Origin of the sequence: Citromicrobium bathyomarinum, assembly GCF_038594605.1 — a bacterium.
Lineage (GTDB): Bacteria > Pseudomonadota > Alphaproteobacteria > Sphingomonadales > Sphingomonadaceae > Alteriqipengyuania > Alteriqipengyuania bathyomarina_B.
This window is the reverse complement of sequence record NZ_JBCFZM010000002.1, coordinates 380,749-399,094: the sequence shown is the minus strand read 5'-3', so window position 1 is coordinate 399,094 and position 18,346 is coordinate 380,749. Positions and strand designations below refer to the sequence as shown.

19 protein-coding genes are annotated in these 18,346 nt (G+C 64.8%); 3 read left to right on the top strand and 16 right to left on the bottom strand.

Going from position 1 to position 18,346, the window contains the following annotated elements; all coding sequences use genetic code 11:
* Positions 1-34: 34 nt before the first annotated feature.
* The 4 genes from AAG612_RS08975 to putA all read right to left on the bottom strand — a co-directional run bounded on the left by AAG612_RS08975 (position 35) and on the right by putA (position 5,187).
* Positions 35-529, bottom strand: coding sequence for a hypothetical protein (locus tag AAG612_RS08975; RefSeq protein WP_342509416.1), 495 nt, complete (start codon positions 527-529; stop codon positions 35-37).
* Positions 530-816: 287 nt separating this feature from the next.
* On the bottom strand, positions 817-1,371 hold the full coding sequence (gene dcd, locus AAG612_RS08970) for a dCTP deaminase (RefSeq protein ID WP_342509415.1): 555 nt from the start codon (positions 1,369-1,371) through the stop codon (positions 817-819).
* 70 nt (positions 1,372-1,441) lie between these two features.
* The gene (locus AAG612_RS08965) at positions 1,442-1,966 is read right to left on the bottom strand and encodes a hypothetical protein (protein WP_342509414.1); all 525 of its coding nucleotides are present in this window, start codon (positions 1,964-1,966) and stop codon (positions 1,442-1,444) included.
* A gap of 50 nt (positions 1,967-2,016) precedes the next feature.
* Positions 2,017-5,187: a bifunctional proline dehydrogenase/L-glutamate gamma-semialdehyde dehydrogenase PutA gene (putA, locus tag AAG612_RS08960; RefSeq protein ID WP_425341842.1), complete on the bottom strand. Its 3,171-nt coding sequence runs from the start codon at positions 5,185-5,187 to the stop codon at positions 2,017-2,019.
* Positions 5,188-5,361: 174 nt separating this feature from the next.
* On the opposite strand from putA, the gene AAG612_RS08955 reads away from it, so the two are divergent.
* From AAG612_RS08955 to AAG612_RS08945, 3 genes are all read left to right on the top strand, one after another.
* The gene (locus tag AAG612_RS08955; RefSeq protein ID WP_342509410.1) at positions 5,362-6,144 is read left to right on the top strand and encodes a Crp/Fnr family transcriptional regulator; all 783 of its coding nucleotides are present in this window, start codon (positions 5,362-5,364) and stop codon (positions 6,142-6,144) included.
* Between the two features lie 134 nt (positions 6,145-6,278).
* Positions 6,279-7,022, top strand: a complete 744-nt coding sequence (locus tag AAG612_RS08950) for a Crp/Fnr family transcriptional regulator (protein WP_342509408.1) — start codon at positions 6,279-6,281, stop codon at positions 7,020-7,022.
* 185 nt (positions 7,023-7,207) lie between these two features.
* Entirely contained in the window at positions 7,208-8,926 is a 1,719-nt protein-coding gene (locus AAG612_RS08945; RefSeq protein WP_342509406.1) for a BCCT family transporter, read from the top strand.
* Positions 8,927-8,930: 4 nt separating this feature from the next.
* Here AAG612_RS08945 and AAG612_RS08940 read toward each other — a convergent pair whose 3' ends face one another.
* From AAG612_RS08940 to AAG612_RS08885, 12 genes are all read right to left on the bottom strand, one after another.
* Positions 8,931-9,596, bottom strand: a complete 666-nt coding sequence (locus AAG612_RS08940) for a response regulator transcription factor (protein WP_342509404.1) — start codon at positions 9,594-9,596, stop codon at positions 8,931-8,933.
* 167 nt (positions 9,597-9,763) lie between these two features.
* Positions 9,764-10,156 (bottom strand): flagellar protein FliS, encoded by a 393-nt coding sequence (locus AAG612_RS08935; protein ID WP_342509402.1) that lies wholly within the window; start codon positions 10,154-10,156, stop codon positions 9,764-9,766.
* A 2-nt stretch (positions 10,157-10,158) separates the two neighbouring features.
* Positions 10,159-11,607, bottom strand: coding sequence for a flagellar filament capping protein FliD (fliD, locus tag AAG612_RS08930; protein WP_342509401.1), 1,449 nt, complete (start codon positions 11,605-11,607; stop codon positions 10,159-10,161).
* 47 nt (positions 11,608-11,654) lie between these two features.
* On the bottom strand, positions 11,655-12,782 hold the full coding sequence (locus AAG612_RS08925) for an EscU/YscU/HrcU family type III secretion system export apparatus switch protein (protein WP_342509400.1): 1,128 nt from the start codon (positions 12,780-12,782) through the stop codon (positions 11,655-11,657).
* Between the two features lie 10 nt (positions 12,783-12,792).
* Positions 12,793-13,578, bottom strand: a complete 786-nt coding sequence (gene fliR, locus AAG612_RS08920; protein WP_342509398.1) for a flagellar biosynthetic protein FliR — start codon at positions 13,576-13,578, stop codon at positions 12,793-12,795.
* A gap of 10 nt (positions 13,579-13,588) precedes the next feature.
* A complete protein-coding gene (locus AAG612_RS08915) occupies positions 13,589-13,861 on the bottom strand; it encodes a flagellar biosynthetic protein FliQ (RefSeq protein WP_342509396.1) in 273 nt (90 codons plus the stop codon).
* Positions 13,862-13,870: 9 nt separating this feature from the next.
* On the bottom strand, positions 13,871-14,647 hold the full coding sequence (gene fliP, locus AAG612_RS08910) for a flagellar type III secretion system pore protein FliP (protein WP_342509394.1): 777 nt from the start codon (positions 14,645-14,647) through the stop codon (positions 13,871-13,873).
* Complete coding sequence (locus AAG612_RS08905) at positions 14,644-14,955, bottom strand: flagellar biosynthetic protein FliO (RefSeq protein WP_342509391.1); 312 nt, start codon at positions 14,953-14,955, stop codon at positions 14,644-14,646. The genes fliP and AAG612_RS08905 overlap by 4 nt, the downstream gene beginning before the upstream one ends.
* Positions 14,955-15,302, bottom strand: a complete 348-nt coding sequence (gene fliN / locus AAG612_RS08900) for a flagellar motor switch protein FliN (protein ID WP_342509389.1) — start codon at positions 15,300-15,302, stop codon at positions 14,955-14,957. The genes AAG612_RS08905 and fliN overlap by 1 nt, the downstream gene beginning before the upstream one ends.
* Entirely contained in the window at positions 15,299-16,216 is a 918-nt protein-coding gene (locus tag AAG612_RS08895; protein WP_342509387.1) for a FliM/FliN family flagellar motor C-terminal domain-containing protein, read from the bottom strand. The genes fliN and AAG612_RS08895 overlap by 4 nt, the downstream gene beginning before the upstream one ends.
* Positions 16,213-16,791 (bottom strand): flagellar basal body-associated FliL family protein, encoded by a 579-nt coding sequence (locus AAG612_RS08890; RefSeq protein WP_342509385.1) that lies wholly within the window; start codon positions 16,789-16,791, stop codon positions 16,213-16,215. The genes AAG612_RS08895 and AAG612_RS08890 overlap by 4 nt, the downstream gene beginning before the upstream one ends.
* 30 nt (positions 16,792-16,821) lie before the next feature.
* Entirely contained in the window at positions 16,822-18,318 is a 1,497-nt protein-coding gene (locus AAG612_RS08885) for a hypothetical protein (RefSeq protein WP_342509383.1), read from the bottom strand.
* Positions 18,319-18,346 lie beyond the last annotated feature (28 nt).

Below are 18,346 nucleotides of genomic sequence, written 5' to 3'. Positions count from 1 at the left end.
TCATGCTTCCAAGGCGATCTCGGAGTATGAAGACCTAGTCGCACATCACTTCGATGTCCGATAGCGGATAGGGGAATGGCCGCAGGCACGAGCTTTCAAAATTCCAGCCTGTCAATTCAACGAGATATCTACCCAGATTGTACGCGGGGCACTCCGTCGGAGACCACCGCTTTATCATTGTGTAATTCTGGCGTTCGACTGTCTCGAAAATCCATTTGCTGCCGTCGAAGCCTGAAGAGCAGCCATCGGCTGGCTCATCGAACAACGCTTCCCTCTGCAATAATAACTCTAGTTCGGATGCTTGCTGATCAGAAAGCCTAATTCTCTTAGAGCTCGAAATGGAGCCCGGCTCGTACCCGCCAGCGCCACTCAGTCGCTTCGCATACAGAGTATATCCATCATCGTCCTTGTGCAGCCGAACGAAAATCGACGGCGAGAAGCTGGGGATGTAGCTAAACCTGATGGCCATCTCTGGCGGGGTTTTCTGCTCCGAAAGCAGGAAGAACGATGGTTCGCGTGCAGCTTTCAATTGTTGGGGATACCATTCCGCTTCCACCTCTCCGATAAGGGGTAGCGGGCCTCGGGGAAAGTCGCAGTAATCTACGATTGGTTCACCAAAAGATTTGGGGAAATAGCCCGAAGCGAACAAATCGTCCGATTTTTGGCCTGTTCTTTCGAATTGGGCTGCGAATTCGCTATCATACTACGGTGCCTGTATGCACCCAGCCATTAGTAGCGTTGCTCCTACCGAACACAGCTTCGCGCTTCTCGTGAGCAAACTCCGCATAAGTCCTATGTTATCGGATTCGTGAAAACCTACAACCGCGGCAGCGTGACCCCACGCTGGCCCATATATTTACCCGCGCGGTCGGCATAGCTGGTCTCGCACCGCTCGTTGCCCTGCAGGAACAGGAACTGGCACGCGCCCTCGTTGGCGTAGATTTTCGCGGGCAGCGGGGTGGTGTTGGAAAACTCCAGCGTCACGTGGCCTTCCCAGCCCGGCTCCAGCGGGGTGACGTTCACGATGATCCCGCAGCGTGCATAGGTCGATTTGCCGAGGCAGATGACCAGCACATCCTCGGGCACGCGGAAATATTCGACCGTGCGCGCCAGGGCGAAGGAGTTGGGCGGGATGATGCACACGTCGGTCTGCCGGTCGACCAGGCTGTCCGCGTCGAACGCCTTGGGGTCGACTGTCGCCGAATTGACGTTGGTGAAGATCTTGAATTCGTCCGCCACGCGCGCGTCGTAGCCGTAGCTCGACAATCCGTAGGAGATGCAGCCGTCCCTACGCTGCGCCTCCTCGAACGGCTCGATCATGCCGTGTTGCTGCGCCTGCTCGCGAATCCAGCGGTCCGATTGAATGGCCATCACCGAGTGATGTGGAACGCCGTGCGCCAGCGCAAGTCCATGCGGGTCGATTATCCGCCGCGCAGGCGTGCTAGATCGGTTTCGCGCGCAGCTGCGGATTGAGCTTCGCCACATGGTTGAGCCACGCCTTGGGTCGCCGCAGCATGCTGGCGGGGTAGGTCACCTTCAGCCCTGCGAGCTGCGCCATTCGGCCGACGAAATGGACGCAGTTGCGCCGGTCGAGATCGTAGAACTTGCCGGGCGCGTTGCGCCACGCGATCATCTCGCGCTTGATCCGCGCATATTCGGCATCGCTCAGCGTGACTGTGAAATGCCGGTTGGTGCTGCGGATGCTCTTTTCGGTTTCGCTCACGATCTTGTGTTCGACGGGGCCGTCGAGGATCGCGGTCGTGGTATGCTTCGCGGTGAAGCCGAAGTTCTCGTCCACCTTCGTGCCGTCTTCGAGCGTGCCATTGAGCACCACGAAGGCATGCGGATAGCGCCCGAACAGCACCGACCCGTCGAACGAATGGAACGACATGCGCACCTCAGCAAAGGCTGCATGGGACCAGGCGAGCGCGACCAGCGCAACGATCAGCTTGAGCGTGTTGAGCATGCCGTGCCTCTACCAGATAGGTCCGTGAAGCGGAACTGAATGCGTGCGTGTCAGAGGCTCGCCAGCAGCGTCGCGTTGCCGCCTGCCGCAGTCGTATCCACCGTCACCACCCGCTCGGTCGCGAAGCGCGCCACGTAGTTGGGGCCGCCGGCCTTGGGGCCGGTGCCCGACAGGCCCTCGCCGCCGAATGGCTGGCTTTCGACCACCGCGCCGATCTGGTTGCGGTTGACGTAGAAATTGCCGACCTTAATCCGCGATTCGACGAAGCGCCGCGTCTCTTCGACCCGGCTGTGAAGCCCACAGGTGAGACCGAAGCCGACCGCGTTGATATCGTCGACGACCTGACCCAGGTCCTTGCCCTTGAACTTGGCGATATGGAGCACGGGGCCGAAATTCTCGCGCTGCAGGTGGCCGATGCCTTCGATCTCGATGATCGTCGGCAGTACGAAGCTCCCGCGTGCGAAGGCGGGATCGTCCTCGGCGCGCCAGATGGTGCGGCCGATCGTTTCCGAACGGGCGATGTGACGTTCCAGCGCGGCCTGCGCGTCATGGTCGATCACGGGGCCGACATCGGTCGAGAAGTCGGTCGGGTCGCCCACGTCGAGCGCCTGAAACGCGCCGCGGATCATCGTCAGCATCTCGTCGTAGACGTCTTCCTGGATGTAGAGCACGCGCTGCGCCGAACAGCGCTGCCCCGCGCTTTGGAACGCACTGGCGACGACATCGCGGGTGACCTGTTCGGGCAGCGCCGTGCTGTCCACGATCATCGTGTTCTGTCCGCCGGTCTCGGCGATCAGCGTGGCGATCGAACCGTCGCGTGCGGCAAGGCCGCGGTTGATCGCCTGCGCGGTCGCGGTGCTGCCGGTGAAGGATACGCCCGCGATGCGGGGGTCTGCGGTGATCAGCTGACCCACCTCGCCGCCGCCGGGCAGCAGCTGGAAGACCTCTTCGGGGATGCCCGCCGCGTGGCATAGCTTCACCGCCAGCGCCGCGATCAGCGGGGTCTGTTCGGCAGGCTTGGCGATCACGGTATTGCCCGCAGCCATTGCGGCTGCGGCCGGCCCGATGAAGATCGCGAGCGGGAAGTTCCACGGGGATATCGTGGCGAACACGCCGCGCCCCGCGAGCTTCATGTAATTCTGTTCGCCGGTCGGCCCCGGCAGCGGCGTCGGCTCGATGAAAAGGCGCCGCGCCTCGACCGCGTAATAGCGCAGGAAGTCGACCGCCTCGCGCAGTTCGAGCACCGCGTCGACCAGCGTCTTGCCCGCTTCCAGCTGACACAGCGAGAGGATTTCGTCGGTGTGCTTCTCGAACTCGTCCGCCGCCGCTTCGAGCAGCAGCGCGCGCTGTTCGCCGCCCAGCGCATTCCAGCCGGGCTGGATTTTCTCGGCGCGGGTTATCGCATCCTCGACCTCTTCCGCGCTCGCATCGCGGCGGGTGCCGATCCGCTTGCCATGGTCGTGCGGCGCGGTAATCGGCGCGATCTCGCCGGGAATCTCGGCCTTGAAGGTGGGCGAGGCTTCCCATTGCCGTTCGCGCATGGCGTGCAGGCGCTTGAGCAGCGGTTCGCGCACCAGCGGATCGGCAAGATCCACCCCGGCGCTGTTGCGACGTCCGGGAAAGATATCCTTGGGCAGCGGGATCGCCGGGTTGCGCTTGGGCTCGAGCGCGGCGAGCTCTGCCACCGGATCGGCGGCGAGATCCTGCGCCGACTGGCTTGCATCGGCCATGCGGTTGACGAAGGAGCTGTTGGCGCCGTTTTCGAGCAGGCGGCGCACCAGATAGGCGAGCAGATCCTTGTGCCCGCCGACCGGGGCGTAGATCCGCACGGGCGTCTTCGCGTTGCCTTCGGCCTTGGCGAGCGCCGCGTACAGCTCTTCCCCCATGCCGTGCAAGCGCTGGAATTCGAACTCGGTATCCGCGCCCGCGCGCTGCTTGATCGCGGCGATGGTGTAGGCGTTGTGTGTGGCGAACGCGCCGTAGATGCGGTCCGGGGCGGACAGCAGCACGTCGGCGCAGGCCATGAAGGAAACGTCGGTCGATACCTTGCGGGTGAAGACCGGGAAATCGTCGACCCCGGCCACCTGGCTGACCTTGATCTCGGTATCCCAATAAGCGCCCTTGACCAGTCGGATCATGAACTTGCGATCGTGCTTCTGGGCAATGTCGATCAGCCAGTGGCACAGCGGCACGGCGCGCTTCTGATAGGCCTGAACGGCCATGCCGAAGCCTTCCCAGCGCGATCCGTCGGGCCGCACGAACAGCGAATTGTCGGCTGCCATCGCCTCGACGATGTCGAGCGACAGCTCAAGCCGGTCGGCTTCCTCGGCGTCGATCGAGAAGTGGATGTTGGCGTCGCGGCAGCGGCGGGCCAGATCGGTCACCACCGGCAGCAGCGCGGTCTTCGCCTTTTCGGCATGGAAGATGTCGTACTTGGGATAGAGCGCGGTCAGCTTGACCGAGATGCCGGGGCTGCCCGAAATCGTCCCGTCGCTCTCGCTCTGCAGCCGTTCGATCGCGTCGATATAGGCTTTGCGATAGCGCTCCGCGTCGGCGAAGGTCATCGCGGCTTCGCCGAGCATGTCGAAGCTGTGGGTCAGGCCCCTGGCGCGTTCGGGTGCGGCACGCTTCAGTGCCTCGCCAATATTGCGGCCGAACACGAATTGGCCGCCGAGAATGCGCATCGCCTGGAAGGTCGCGTTGCGGATGACCGGCTCGCCCAGGCGATTCATCGCACCGCGCAGCGTGCGCTCCATCTTCTTGTGCTGGGTTTCGGGCTTCTCGAGCACCTCGCCCGTCAACATCAGCGAGAAAGTCGCCGCGTTGACGAAGGTGCTCTCCGACTTGTTGAGATGCTCGCGCCAGTTGATCTCGCCGATCTTGTCGCGGATCAGGGCGTCGGCGGTGCGCGAGTCGGGCACGCGCAGCAGCGCCTCGGCAAGGCACATCAACGCAATGCCTTCTTCGGTGTTGAGCCCGTACTGATGCAGAAACGCGTCGATCCCGCCGACCTCGCGCTTGCGCGCGTCCTTGATCAGATCGACCGCAAAGGCGTGAATATGCCCGTGATCGCGCGTGAAAACTTCCGCTTCGCTAAGGCGCTGCGCGACGCAGGCCGCCTCCTCCTCGCGAAATGCGCGCCGGATGGGGCCGCGGTCGAGCGGTTCGACGCTGGGCATCGGGGTGTGATCGGCAGGCGGATTCGCGGTCATCATGTCCATATGGCATTGCGAGGTGGACCCGACCCTACCGCATATCAAGCTTTGTGAGCCAGTAAGTGCGGCTGGCCATGGAAGAAATCGAGGATTTCGAGCTATGGCTCGACGCCCGATACGCACTTCTCTAGGCTTAAACGAAGAGCGATTTGAAAGCATGACACGGGATCGGAACTAGCGGTGACATTGGAGGAGGAACTGCGTGCGTTTCCGCTGACCGGGCGGTTTCTGTTCGGCCGCCTGCGCGAGACGCTGAGCCGCGAAGAGCGCGAACTCCTCGAAAGCCTGCCTACGCAGATCGCGACTTTCGAAAACAGCACGCGGATCGTGGAGGCCGGGGCGGTTAGCGAGCGCAGCACCCTGCTGGTCGAAGGCTTCATCATTCGCGGACTGCAGAAAACGAGCGGGGGAGGCGGGAAGCGTTCCGCGCTCAGCGTCCACGTGCCCGGCGATTTCGTCGACCTGCACTGCTTCGCGCTCAAGCGGCTGGACCACAATGTCGATACGATCGGACCTGCCCGGCTGGCCCATGTGCCACACGAGAAACTGCAGGAGGTGTTGCGCGATTATCCGCATCTCGCGCGGCTGTTGTGGTCTTCGACGCTCCTCGACGCGGCGATGCATCGGCAGTGGATCATGAAGCTGGAACAGCTGACCACGCCGCGCCGCATCGCGCATATCTTCGCCGAATTGTGGCGCAGGCTGGAGATGGTGGGATTGGCCGAGGATGACGGTTTCCACACGCCGCTGACCCAGGCCGATCTGGCCGATATGAGCGGGTCGACCGCGGTCCATACGAACCGCGCGTTGCGCGAATTGCGCGAGCGCGGCGTTGCCGAGTTCCGGCGCGGGCGTGTCGTTTCGCGCGATCGCACCGCGCTGGAAGACTATGCTGACTTCGCCGCGGACTATCTCTATGGTGAAGGGCAACTGGCCCTAGACAGTCGGGTTTTTGCAATATGAGCGCTTTTGGATGCAGGTTTTGCCTGCAATTCCCCGGAAGCTAACATGCATCAGTAGACGGTCCGCGCGAGGGCTGGCTATCCGCAACATACCGATAGGCAGTTGGCCGCTAAGCGGTTGGAAAGACGGGGGCGATGGAATTTCCGAACACCGGCGATTTTCTCGCTGGCCGACTTCGCGACAAGCTCGAACACGATGATCTCGAATTTATCGAGTCTCTGGTGGCAGAGCGGCAAAAGGCAGATACCGGCAAGGTCCTGCTTGCGCGCGGCGCGGTCGCCAATGTCAGCACGGTCCTGATCTCGGGCTATATCTTCCGCACGATCCAGAGCGAGAACCGGCGCTTTATCGTCGGTGTGCATGTGCCCGGCGATTTCGTCGATCTGCACAGCTTCGCCTTGAAAAGGCTCGATCACGATGTCGTCGCTGCGGGGCCGATCACCTATGGCACCGTGCCGCACGAGCGCCTGCGCACCGCGCTGGAGGAGCGACCCCGCGTCGCGCGCGCGCTGTGGTTCGCGACGCTGCTCGACGCCGCGATCCATCGCAAATGGATCCAGATGCTCGAACAGCTCGATGCGCCGCGCCGCATCGCGCATATCTATTGCGAACTGCAATGCCGGTACGAACTGATCGGCCAAGCCAATGCGCGCGCGTTGCGCACGCCCTTCACCCAGATCGATCTGGCGGATATGTGCGGCGTGAGCGCGATCCACGCCAATCGTGCGGTCGGCAAGCTGCGCGAACTGGGCCTCGCCGAAATTCGCCGAGGCGACCTTTACACGTCGGACTGGAAGGCGTTGCGCCAATACGCTCAGTTCGATGCCGACTACCTCTATGGCGACGGGCCGCTGCGCTTCGATCAGGACTGGTTCTGAGCGAAACCGGGCGGCTTCGCCACGGCTGGATCGCGGTTTTTCGGGATCGGCGGTTGCCGCCGAGGCCGCCATTTGCCACACACGCAGCGAACGGGCGCCGAAATTGCACGGACCGGCTTAACGCCGCGTAGCACCGGGTGCAGCGACCATGTCGCACCTGCCAGCCCGAATTTCAGGAGCGTATCTTGGCCGAACCGATACCCGCAAGCGATGATCGCAGGATCGCCGAGCCTCTCACCGACCTGCCGATCGGTACGGCGGATAGCGGTTTCTACCGGGGCTTCAGCAAGCATGTGACAATCCCCGGCAAGGTTTCGATCGCGCTGCTGATCGGCTGGGTGATCTTCTTCCCCGAGCAGGCATCGAAGTTCCTGACGCTGGCCAACACCACGATCATCGCAGGTTTCGCGGGGTGGTATGTCTATCTCGTCGCCTTCCTGACGGTGGTTACCATCGTGCTCGCCATCATCCCGCAGACGGGATCGCTGCGGCTGGGCGCGCCGGGCGAGCAGCCCGAGTTCGGGCGCTTCTCGTGGTTTTCGATGCTGTTCGGCGCAGGCATCGGCATCGGCATGCTGACCTATTCGACCGGGGAGCCGCTGGCCCATTTCCAGACCAACCCCGATACGATCCGCGGGTTCGTGGAGCCGATGTCGCAGGACAATATCGGCCCCGCCTACATGTATACCTTCCTTCACTGGGGTTTTGCCGCGTGGTCGACCTACGCGCTGGTCGGTCTCGCGGTCGGATATGTCGCCTACCGGCGCGGGCTCCCGCTGACGATCCGCAGCAGTCTCGCGCCGCTGTTCGGCACGCATCTGTCGGGCTTCGTCGGCCATATTATCGATATCTTCGCGGTGGTCGCGACCATCCTTGGCGTCGCGGTGACGCTGGGCCTGGGGGTGGAGCAGTTCGTTGCCGGGCTCGATCGGCTGGGCATGGGAAACTGGCTTTTGACGGCAGAGAACACCGCGTCGTCCTTCGCCATCGTAAGCGCCGTCGTCGTCCTCGTGGGCGCATCGACCGTGTCCGCAATGTCGGGCGTGGGCAACGGCATTCGCTGGCTGTCGAACCTCAACATGGGGCTCTCCTTCCTGCTGCTGGCCGTCTTCCTCGTATTCGGTGCCGGCCTTTACGGGCTCGAACTGCTCGGCCTCGGCCTGTTCGACTACATCCGCACATTACCCGCTCACTCGCTGGCGCTGTTCTCGCCCGACGGCACGCAGATGGGCGACCGGCTGGCCCAGTGGCAGCTCGACTGGTCGGTGTTCTACTGGGCGTGGTGGATCGCCTTCGCGCCCTTCGTCGGCATGTTCATCGCCCGGGTTTCGCGCGGACGGACACTGCGCGAATTCGTGCTTGGCGTGGTCCTCGTGCCTTCGCTGATGGGGTTCGTCTGGATGACGATCGTCGGCGGCACCGCGATCGACCTGGAACTGAGCGGCGTAGCGGGAGGCCAGATCCTCGACGCGACCATTTCCGACCAGCTTTACGCCACCCTCGCCGTCTTGCTGAGCGGCCCGGTCGCGACGCTGATGGCGGCGCTCGTCGTGGTCCTGCTGATGACCTACCTGATCACCTCTGCCGATAGTGCGATCCTCATCATCAACACGATCAACGGCGCAGGCGAGGACGACAGCGACAAGCGGCGGCACATCCTGTTCTGGGGCGGGGCGCTGGGTCTGGTGGTCGCCAGCATGCTGATCCTCGGCGGGATCGACGCCTTGCAGACCACGATGATCATCGGGGCGCTGCCGTTCTCGGTGGTCGTGCTCCTGATGGCATTTTCGCTGATCAAGGCGGTCGTGTTCGACATCATGCGCAAGCAACAGGGCGTCGCGACCCACTCCGAAGAGGTGCTTGCGGCCCATGCAGAGGCGAGCCGCGAAGCCGCCGCCAGCTGACAGCCTAGCCGATCAGGTCGCCTCGCGCGGCGTCGGCGTGCGCGAGTGCGGCTTGGGTTTCGACCTCGGCTCCCGCCTGGTCGAACGCGCCGCCTTCCACAGCCACGCGGATCGCCTGTGCGCTGTTGTCGACCCCCAGCCGCCGCAGGATCGCCGCGCGATATTTCTCGACCGTGCGCGGGCTGATGTCGAGCTCCTTGGCGATCGCCTTGTTGGTGCCAAGCGTGATGAGCGTAACCAGCACCTCGCGTTCGCGCGCGGTCAGTGCCGTCAGCAGCGAGCGGGCATGGGCGGCTCGCCGCTTGCGCGCGAGGCCTTCGCGCATGGCCGGGCCGATCCGCTCGATCTCGTCCGAAAACCCGCCCTGCGAAAACGGCCACGCGAGGTAACTCGCCGCGCCCGCCTGCATCACCGGGACCACCTGTTCGATGGCCGGCTCTTCGTCGTAGGCGAGCACGGGCACGAGCCGGGTGCTCTCGCGGATATCGTTGCACAGGCGCGTGGCCGCGCCGTCGCGATCATGCACCAGCGCGATGCCTTCCGACTTCGAGAAGGCGAGGAATTCCGCCGGTGTTTCGAACGGCTCTGCATGCCGCTCCCCATGCAGCAGCACGCGGCAGACTTCCGCCCGGCGTTCGGGATCGGAATCGATAACGAAGACGTGGTTCATGTACCCCCCAACAACGCCCCGTGCCGCGAGGTTCAACCCGCCGGCAAAGTCTGAAACCCAATAGGTTCAATTCGTTGCGTCTGCCAGTGTCCCGCACGGGGGCGGGATATGTCAATCCGGATTGCGGGTAAGAGCCCGTCTTTTTTCCGGCGAGCGGCGCGGCGACGTCAGGCGGAAGGGGGGGCGCTGCGCACGAGCTTGAGCGCTTCCATGATCTCGATCACATCGGCGCGCAGGCTCTTGATCGCCTCGACCTGGGTCTGGGCAACCGAGCCCAGCAGCAGGCGGCGGGCACCCTCGTAGAAATTCACGAGGCTTTCGGCCATCTCGGTTTCGCGGTCGACGCCCATCTCCAGCGCGGTCAGGATCGCGATGCCGCGGGTGATCGCATTGCTGCGACCGGCGCGGTTGCCGCGCATTTCGGCTTGCAGCAGCTGGCCCAGCGTAATCGAAAGTTCGTCGAGACAATAGACGACGATGTCCTGGGCGGTGCCACCCTTCACGCGGGCGTCGAAATTGCTCTGGCGATAGGCATCGCGCGGTTCGGTGGATGCAAGCATGATCAGTTCCGCTGCGAATTCCAGGCTTCGATCTGCGACTGCAGGAAGCTGAGTGTCGATTGCGAGGCAGAAACGCGCGCATCGGACTGCGAGAAGCGGGCGACCATCTGCGCGCGCAGCGCCTCCTGCTTTTCCGCCAGCTCTGCCAGATCGTCGCCGATCTGTTCCGACTGCGAGGTGTAGCGCGCGACGGAGCCTGCCAGCGATCCGGGATCGGTGGCGATGGCGTTGTGCCGGGCGATCCGGTCGATCGTCGAAAACACGCCGTTGATGCCCGAGGTGAACATGGCCGCGACCGCATCGGGCGTTTCGGTCAGCGCCTTGTCCAGCCGGGCGGTGTCGAGGCGGAAGGTGCCGTTCCGCTCGATCGCGAGGCCGATCTCCGCAAGCGTCCTGGGTGCGCCTTCGGGTGCGTTGGGCATGATGACCTTGGTGCCCAACGACGAGAATTCGCTGCGCAGGGCACGCGCGCCATAGTCGCGGGCCAGCTCTCCGGTCATCGCATCGGTCGCCGCGTTGAGTTCGTTGGCAATTTCGTTCAGCGCGCCGACAATATCGGTCATCGCGGAGGTCACGGCATTCTTGGGGCTGCCAAAGCCGATCGTGGTCGGCGCGCCGGGGGCGGTGGTGCCGGTCAGCTCAAGCGACAGGCCCGGCGCGACATTGTTGATCTTGTTGCTCGAACTGGAGCGATCGACCCCGTCGAGCGTGTATTCGGCATTCTGCGCGGTCGAGGTAAGCAACGCCGGGTCGCCATCCTGCGGCTTCCAGGCCAGCAGCTCAAGGCCACGCGGGCCGGTGATGATGTTGCCCGGATTGTCCTCGGTCGCTTCGATCACGAAGCCGTTCTGCGCGCCCTGTGCACCCTTGAGTACCAGTTGGCTGCCATTCGCGCTGTCGGCGACATAGGCGGTGACCGACGTTCCCTTCGCATTGATCGCGGAGGCGACGTCGGCGAGCGTGGCATCGGGCGCAATGGCGATATCGACCGCGCCCTGATCGGGATCCGCGGTGAACGCCGTTCCGCTGATCGTGCCGAAGCGCAGGGTCAGTGTGCCCGATCCGACGCCTTCGTCCGCCGCATAGTCCGGGCTCAGCAGCGTCTGCGATTGCGCGAGCTGGCTGACTTCGAGCGAATAGGTGCCCTTGCCCGACGTGCCGAGCGGAGAGGAAACCTTGGCAACGCTCGCATTGCCAATATTCGGCTGGGCCGAGAGATCGCCGGTCCGCACGCGGTCTCCCAGCGCGCTGGCGAAGGACGACAGGAGCCCGCGCAGCCGCGAAGCAGCAGAAATCTTCTGTTCGAGAACCTCCGACCTGTCTTCGAGCCGCACCTGGCGGTTTTCGAACTGGGCGCGGGCGAGATCCTCGGCAAGCGCGACCATGTCGACGCCGCTGCCGCCGCCAAGCCGGCTGACGATCGAGGATGTAGAGGGTGCGGTCGTTTCCATCACACTTTAGAACGACGCTTGTGGCCGGGAGTTAATGGCACAATTTGCTAATTCGGCAGACGGCCATCGGCATCGAACCGCAGCGCGACAGGCACCTCGATCGCGGGCAAGGGCGGCAGCTCGCCGCGCTTGAGAGAGAGGACATAGGCAAGGACCGAGGCGATCGCGCCGTACAGGTCTTCGCAGATGATCTGCCGTTCGCGGCTGGTGAAATAGACCGAGCGGGCGAGCTGCGGATATTCGAGCGTCGGCAGGCCGAATTCGTTCGCCAGCTCCTTCATCGCCAGCGCCTTGTCGCCGCGACCCTTGGCAAGCACGATGGGCGCGGACGCTTTCTCGGGGTCGTAGGTCAGCGCGACCGCAAAATGCGTCGGGTTGGTGATGACGAACTGCGCCTCGCGCATCGCGCCCGCGACCGAGCCTGCGGCGATATCGCGCTGGCGCTGGCGTTGTGCGCCCTTGGCTTCGGGCGAGCCTTCGGACTCCTTGTTTTCGTCGCGCATTTCCTGATGGCTCATCTTGAGCTTCTTGTTGCGGCGGACCCACTGGATCGGCAGGTCGACCGCCGCGATCACCAGCAGCCCGCCGCACAGCGCGACGAACAGCGAGATGACCGAACTCCACGCGGTCGAAAGCTGCTGCGAGAGATTGCCACGCCCGAGGCCCAGCAGGCTCTCCCACGAATAGTACCACCATAGCCCGGCGATCCCGCCGAGCAGCGTGATCTTGAGCAGGCCCTTGCCCATCTCGATCAGGCCGTTGGGTCCGAACATCCGCTTGAGGCCCGACAGCGGGTTGATCCGGGTGTGCTTGAACTCGAGGTTCTTCATCACAAAGCGCCCCTTGCCGAAGGCAAGCTGGCTGGCGAGCGTGACGAGGATCACGGGCACCGCCAGCGCAAGGATCGGCGGCAGGCTGGCGGTCAGCCCCTGCATCATCAGCTCGTCGGGCTGGAAATGATCGATCTCGCGCGTATCGAACTGGAAGGCTTCGCGCAGCAGGCTCGCAATATCGCGCATGAGCCATGGCCCCCCGAAGGCGAGCCAACCCGCGCCGACCAGCATGACCACCGCCGTGCCGAGGTCCTTGGAGCGCAGCACGTCGCCCTTGTTGGCGGCATCGCGCAGGCGCTTTTCGGTTGGTGCGAATGTCTTTTCGCCCGCAGTTTCGCTCATGGTGTCACGCTCATGGTGTCACCGTGGTTTCGGCTTGGTTGAGTCCCAGCTCGACCAGATCGGTGAACTGGTCGTAGATCAGCGGCGCACTGATGATGAGCGCGGCGATCCCGGCGAGCACACCCGCAGGCAGGCCGAGCGCGAAGAGGTTGAGCGAGGGGGCGGAGCGGCTGAGGATGCCGGTCAGGATCTGCACCAGCAACAGGATCAGCGTGACGGGCAGGGCGATGCGTAGCGCGGTTTCGAAGGTGGCGGCACCGAAGCCGGCGATCGCCTCGAACCGCTCGGGCCCCAGCCATGTCTGGCCGGGCGGGAAGGCGCGGTAACTTTCGGTCACCAGCGCGATCCAGTGCAGATGCGCGCCCGTCGCAAGGAAGATCAGCGTCAGCACGATGATGAAATATTGCCCGAAGGCGGTGGTCGAGCCGCCGCCATTGGGGTCGCTCGTCATCGCCATGCTCATACCCATGCCGCCACCGATTACTTCGGCAGCGATGGTCGGCGCGGCAAAGGCGAGTTGCAGCACGAAGCCGAGCGCGAGGCCGATCACCGCTTCCCCTGCCAGTGCCAGCATCCCCTCCAGCGTCAGCAGGGCGGGGGGCGTCGCGATGTCGGGCAGCCAGATCGAGATGAAGATCGCCATCGCCCCGGTGAACGAGACACGCACCATCACGGGCACGTTGGAGGCACCGAAGAACGGCGCGGCGAGCAGCGCGGCGCCGATACGCGTCATCAGGAAGACGACGCGCCAGATTTCGCCTTCGAGGCCCCCGAGCCCGAAGTCGAGCGCGATCATCTGCCGCCCCTCAGCGCCCGATCCGGGCGATCTCGACGAAGATGTCCTGCGTGAAATCGGTCACCAGCGCCATCATCGAGGCACCAAGTATGACCAGCACGAAGGCAACCGCCGCCAGCTTGGGTACGAAGGTGAGCGTCTGCTCGTTGACCGAGGTCGCCGCCTGGATCAGCCCGATCACGAGGCCGAGGCCCAGCGCGGCGAGCAGGATCGGGGCGGCCACCAGCGCGGTGGTCCACAACATGCGGTCCGCCATGGACATCAAGAGAGACATTTCATCCATCGGTCAGGCTCACACGAAACTGGAGGCGAGGGACCCCATCAGCAGCGACCACCCGTCCACCAGGACGAACAAGAGCAGCTTGAAGGGGAGCGAGACGAGCATCGGGCTCATCATCATCATGCCCAGACTCATGAGCACGGAGGAGACGACGAGGTCGATGACAAGGAAGGGCAGGAACAGCATGAAGCCGATCTGGAACGCGGTCTTCAATTCGCTGGTGACGAAGGCCGGCAGCAGGATCGAGAACGGCACGTCCTGCGGGCTGGCGAACTTGGGCGCATCGGCGATGTCGGCAAACATCTGCAGGTCGTTTTCGCGCGTCTGGCGGATCATGAAGGCGTGGAATTCGCCGCCGGCACGCTCGATCGCGACCTCGGCGTTGATCTCGCCTGCGGAGTAAGGCTCGATCGCGGCGGTGTTCACGCGGTCGAGTGTCGGCGCCATGATGAACAGTGACAGGAACAGCGCGATCCCGATCAGCACCTGGTTGGGCGGCGATTGCTGCAGGCCGAGCGCCTGGCGCAGGATCGCCAGCACCACGATGATGCGCGTGAAGCTGGTCATCATCAGGATGAGCGCGGGCAGGATCGTCAGCAGCCCCATGATGAGGAGCAGCTGGAGCGACAGGCTCAATGGTTCGCCGCCCGCGCCGCCAAGCTCGCCGAACGCCCGGTCGAGCGCGCCGGCGGCGGCGCTGTCGGTCGGCACGGCGGCAGCGGCATGGGCGACACCGGAAGAGGCCAGCGCGCCGAGCGTGACCGCCAATCTGACGAGCCGCGAGATCATGCAGCCTGTTCCTGTCCGATCAGGGCCGGTTCGCTCGCCGCGGGTTTGGCGCGCGCGGGAGCCTCGGCCAGGCGGGTCAGCCCGCCCTTGGAGGTCGAGACGAGGATTTCCTTGCCGTGAAACTCGATCACCGCGAGGCGCAGCGTGGGAGAGAGCATCGTGGTCTCTACGACCCGCACGGCTTTTTCCCCACCGCCGCCCGGTGCGCCCAGCTGGCCCTGCATGCGCTTGGCCAGCTTCAGGCTGCCCCAGATCATCAGGCCGATCAGCGGCAGCAGGATCAGCAGCTTGAGGATATACATCAGCATCAGATCTGCTCCACCGTCGGCGGCGGTGCGCGGCGATCTTCGATCGGCGCTTCGGCGCCACCCTGCGGGGCGGCCTGCGGGCCAGCGCCAGCGGTGCCCGACGGGCCGATCAGTTCGAGGATGCGGATCGCGAAGCGGTTGCCCTGCGCCACCACCTCCCCGCGCGCGATCAGACGGCCATTGACCATGATGTCCAGCGGCTCGTCGGTCAGCCGGTCGAGCTCGACCACGCTGTTTTCGCCCAGCGACAGGATCTCGCGCAAGGGCAGGTTCTTGCGCCCGAGTTCCACCGTCAGGCGGACATCGATTTCCTGGATGAGGCCGTAGCCATCGAATGGCATGGTCATGACGGGATATTCCTCGCAAATGCGGTGTGATGGATTTCGAGCGCGACACGCTCTTCGAGCATGCCGACCGCGCCGTGCGCGATGATCGTTTCGCCGATGGAGAGCGGCACGCTGCGGTGGATCGTCACCGGCAGCATTGTGCCGGGCTGCAGCGCGACGATGCGGTGCAGCGGGATCGCCATGTCGACCAGGGTTGCGGTGGTCGACAATTCGACCTGCGACACTGCGGAATTCTCGATACCGCCTTCGCCGATGCTGCGGCGGACCGGCTTGCCGACCGGGGTCTCGCCCGCGAATTGCACGAAGGTCGCCTCGCATACGCTGAACTTGAGGATCAGCTGCGGCACGTTCGGGCGGATCACCGCGATGGTCGCGGTATGGACCGCGGGGCTATTCACGGCGCGGACCGCGGCGGGCACGATCTCGCCAAGGTCGCTGCCGCGCTCGACTTGAGAAAGGTCGCCGCGACCGCTCGCCTCGATGCAGGCGTTCAGCAGTTCGCCCTCGATCTGGCGGGAAAAGCGGTTGGCCGAGGCGGGCAGTATCTCGGCATCTTCGGGCGCGTCTCCGTCGCCGCCCAGCATGCGGTCGAATTCGCCGATCAGGCTGGCAACCTGCGCGCTCGCCATCACGCCCAGCCCGTTGCCGGGAAGCGCAAAGCGCGCGTGGTGCATCTGCGTGCCCAGCGCCTCGTCGAGCTTGGCGGCGGGCGAGGACGTGCATTCGACCAGCTCGGTTTCTAGCTTGTGGCAATCGAACAGGCGCGCGAGCGACGGTTGCAGCGCGCGGGCGAGACGCGTGCCGAAACGCGCAAAATCGCCCGCGATGTCGACCGCGTCGAGCGTGTTCGACAGCAGCTCTGCGCAATGCTGCGCGGCGCGACGTTCGCCTGTGGGGATGGCGCCTTCGATCATTGGACGATGAGCGACCGGAAATAGACGTTGTCGACGCCGCCGAAGCCTTCATGCGCGACGAGTTCTTCGTTGATCGCATCGGCCAGGCGCTGCTGCAGCTTGGTCTTGCCTTCCGCGCTGGCAATATCGGCCATGCCGGTCGATGCCAGTTCGGTGAGAATGCGCGAGCGGATCGCGAGCTCGTGATCGTGGAGCCACATCAGCACGCGCCCGTCCTTCTGGGTCGAGGCGGCGAGGCTGATCTGCACGAGGTTCGCGCCACCTGCGAGGTTGGAGGTGAAGTCTTCCCGAAATTCGTAATAGGCGGTGCGATACTTGCTGCCGCCCGAGCCGTGGACGACCTTGACGGCCTTGTCCTTCTCGCCCTTGACCTCGTAGGGGTCTTCCTCGCCCTTGAGGACGTATTGGGGGCCGGTGTCTTCCTTCTCTTCGCCGCCGCCGATCATGCCGGTGGCAAAGGCCGCATAGGTGCCGCCGCCGCCCATTCCCAGCAGGAGGACGCCGAAGATCATGAACTTCATGAAACCGCCCTTTTTCTTGGGCGCATCGTCGGTTTTTTCAGCGTCTTTGCTCATGGTTAATCCCGTGTATGTCGTGATGGTTAATCAGGCGTAAATTCCGCCTTCGGATTTCGGATCGGCGGAGCGATGGGTGCCGCCACGCGGTTGCCCGTCCCCGTTGCGACCGCTCTCGCCCCGGCCGGGCTGGCGATCGGACCCGCCATCGCCCGCCTCGCCCGACTGGCGCGCGCCCGGTTCGCCCTGTGTCGATGCGCCCGACTGGCCAGCCTGACTCTGCGTCTGGGTCTGCGTGTTCGCGAGGGTTTCGGCACCCCGCAGCTGCGGCCGGTCGGCGGCGATGGCGGCGGCGAGGGCGCGTTGCGTATCGCTATCCTGCGCAGCCACTTCGACATCGAGCGCGCGGCCCGTGGCCTCGAAGGTCAGCGACAGGTTGCCCAGCTCCTTGTGGGCAACCGAGATGGTGGCCGAGGCACTGCCGGCGCTGTCACGCGCGGCGGCGATCCGGTCGACCATCGCGGAGAGGTCGGGAAACTGCGGCAGGGGCCCGGTCTGGCCGGCGAGACCGGGCTGCCCGGTCGGCGAAAGCAGGGCGGTGGGCGCACCAGCGCCGAGCGATGGGGCGGTGCCGAAGGCGCTGGCGGTGAGCGGGCTGGCCTCGGACGCGGCGATCGGGCGGTCGGCGGCGCGCACCTGCAGGCTGAGTCCGGTCTGCAACGCTTCCTGCGCTCCGCGCGCAGCTGCGGTTGTCTGCGAGGCCGTGGCGGATGGGTCGGCGTTTCTGCCGGTCGCGGCGCGCGCGGCATGCTCCGCGTCGGGTTCGCCACCGCGAGAGTAACCGCCGCCGGTCATGTCATGCGCCGTCTGCGCGGATGCGCCCCCGCCCCGCACGAAACCCGCGAAGCTCGCCGCTGCCTCGCTCTCGGCAGCGGCAATGCGCGGTGTGGCCTGCCCGGTGGCTGTCTCAGCACCCGTTCTGGCTGACGAGATGATGGCGGGCAGCAATGTCGGGGCCGAGAGTTGCTGCGCCACGCCCGGGGGCACAGGCAAGTCGAATGCGTCGACTGGCGGCTCGCCCTGGGCTGGCCCACCCGCGCTGGCTTCGCTCGGCTTGTCCGAGGGGGTGTTCGTATCGCGATCCATGACCGGCACCGCCTGCGGTTTCTCGCCGCTGGCGATTGGGCCGGGCCCGCCCTTGCCATCATCGATCATCGGTTCGGGTTCGCAGTCCGCTGGCTTCAAAGCGGCAACATCGGGGCGCACGGACGGCAAGGCTTTGCCGTTTGCCGCATCGGCATCCTCCGGCTCCGACACCGGGACCGGCTGGTCCGGCTTGGCGGGTTTGGCCGGGGCCGAAGGATCGTCGGCCACCGGCACCGCCAGTCCCGGCTTGTCGGCGCGATGCGGCGGTTGGTCGACTGGCTCCCCGCCGCCCCGGTTCCCGGGGGGCGAGGCCTTGTTCAGCACATCGGCGAAGGCCTGGGGCAGGGTGCGACCCGCTTCGAGAGCGGGCAGGCCGTCGAGCGGGACGCCCGCGTCGAGCGGCTTGGCATTATGCTGAAGGTTGAGTGAAAGCGCTGTCATGTAAGGCCCCATCGATTGATCGAAGAGG

What these genes read in the sequence shown, in the direction of transcription:
- dcd (WP_342509415.1), bottom strand. Translation starts at nt 1,371, where the DNA reads ATGGCCATTCAATCGGACCGCTGGATTCGCGAGCAGGCGCAGCAACAC.
- AAG612_RS08965 (WP_342509414.1), bottom strand. Translation starts at nt 1,966, where the DNA reads ATGCTCAACACGCTCAAGCTGATCGTTGCGCTGGTCGCGCTCGCCTGG.
- putA (WP_425341842.1), bottom strand. Translation starts at nt 5,187, where the DNA reads ATGGACATGATGACCGCGAATCCGCCTGCCGATCACACCCCGATGCCC.
- AAG612_RS08950 (WP_342509408.1), top strand. Translation starts at nt 6,279, where the DNA reads ATGGAATTTCCGAACACCGGCGATTTTCTCGCTGGCCGACTTCGCGAC.
- AAG612_RS08940 (WP_342509404.1), bottom strand. Translation starts at nt 9,596, where the DNA reads ATGAACCACGTCTTCGTTATCGATTCCGATCCCGAACGCCGGGCGGAA.
- AAG612_RS08935 (WP_342509402.1), bottom strand. Translation starts at nt 10,156, where the DNA reads ATGCTTGCATCCACCGAACCGCGCGATGCCTATCGCCAGAGCAATTTC.
- fliD (WP_342509401.1), bottom strand. Translation starts at nt 11,607, where the DNA reads ATGGAAACGACCGCACCCTCTACATCCTCGATCGTCAGCCGGCTTGGC.
- AAG612_RS08925 (WP_342509400.1), bottom strand. Translation starts at nt 12,782, where the DNA reads ATGAGCGAAACTGCGGGCGAAAAGACATTCGCACCAACCGAAAAGCGC.
- fliR (WP_342509398.1), bottom strand. Translation starts at nt 13,578, where the DNA reads ATGATCGCGCTCGACTTCGGGCTCGGGGGCCTCGAAGGCGAAATCTGG.
- AAG612_RS08915 (WP_342509396.1), bottom strand. Translation starts at nt 13,861, where the DNA reads ATGGATGAAATGTCTCTCTTGATGTCCATGGCGGACCGCATGTTGTGG.
- fliP (WP_342509394.1), bottom strand. Translation starts at nt 14,647, where the DNA reads ATGATCTCGCGGCTCGTCAGATTGGCGGTCACGCTCGGCGCGCTGGCC.
- AAG612_RS08905 (WP_342509391.1), bottom strand. Translation starts at nt 14,955, where the DNA reads ATGCTGATGTATATCCTCAAGCTGCTGATCCTGCTGCCGCTGATCGGC.
- fliN (WP_342509389.1), bottom strand. Translation starts at nt 15,302, where the DNA reads ATGACCATGCCATTCGATGGCTACGGCCTCATCCAGGAAATCGATGTC.
- AAG612_RS08895 (WP_342509387.1), bottom strand. Translation starts at nt 16,216, where the DNA reads ATGATCGAAGGCGCCATCCCCACAGGCGAACGTCGCGCCGCGCAGCAT.
- AAG612_RS08890 (WP_342509385.1), bottom strand. Translation starts at nt 16,791, where the DNA reads ATGAGCAAAGACGCTGAAAAAACCGACGATGCGCCCAAGAAAAAGGGC.
- AAG612_RS08885 (WP_342509383.1), bottom strand. Translation starts at nt 18,318, where the DNA reads ATGACAGCGCTTTCACTCAACCTTCAGCATAATGCCAAGCCGCTCGAC.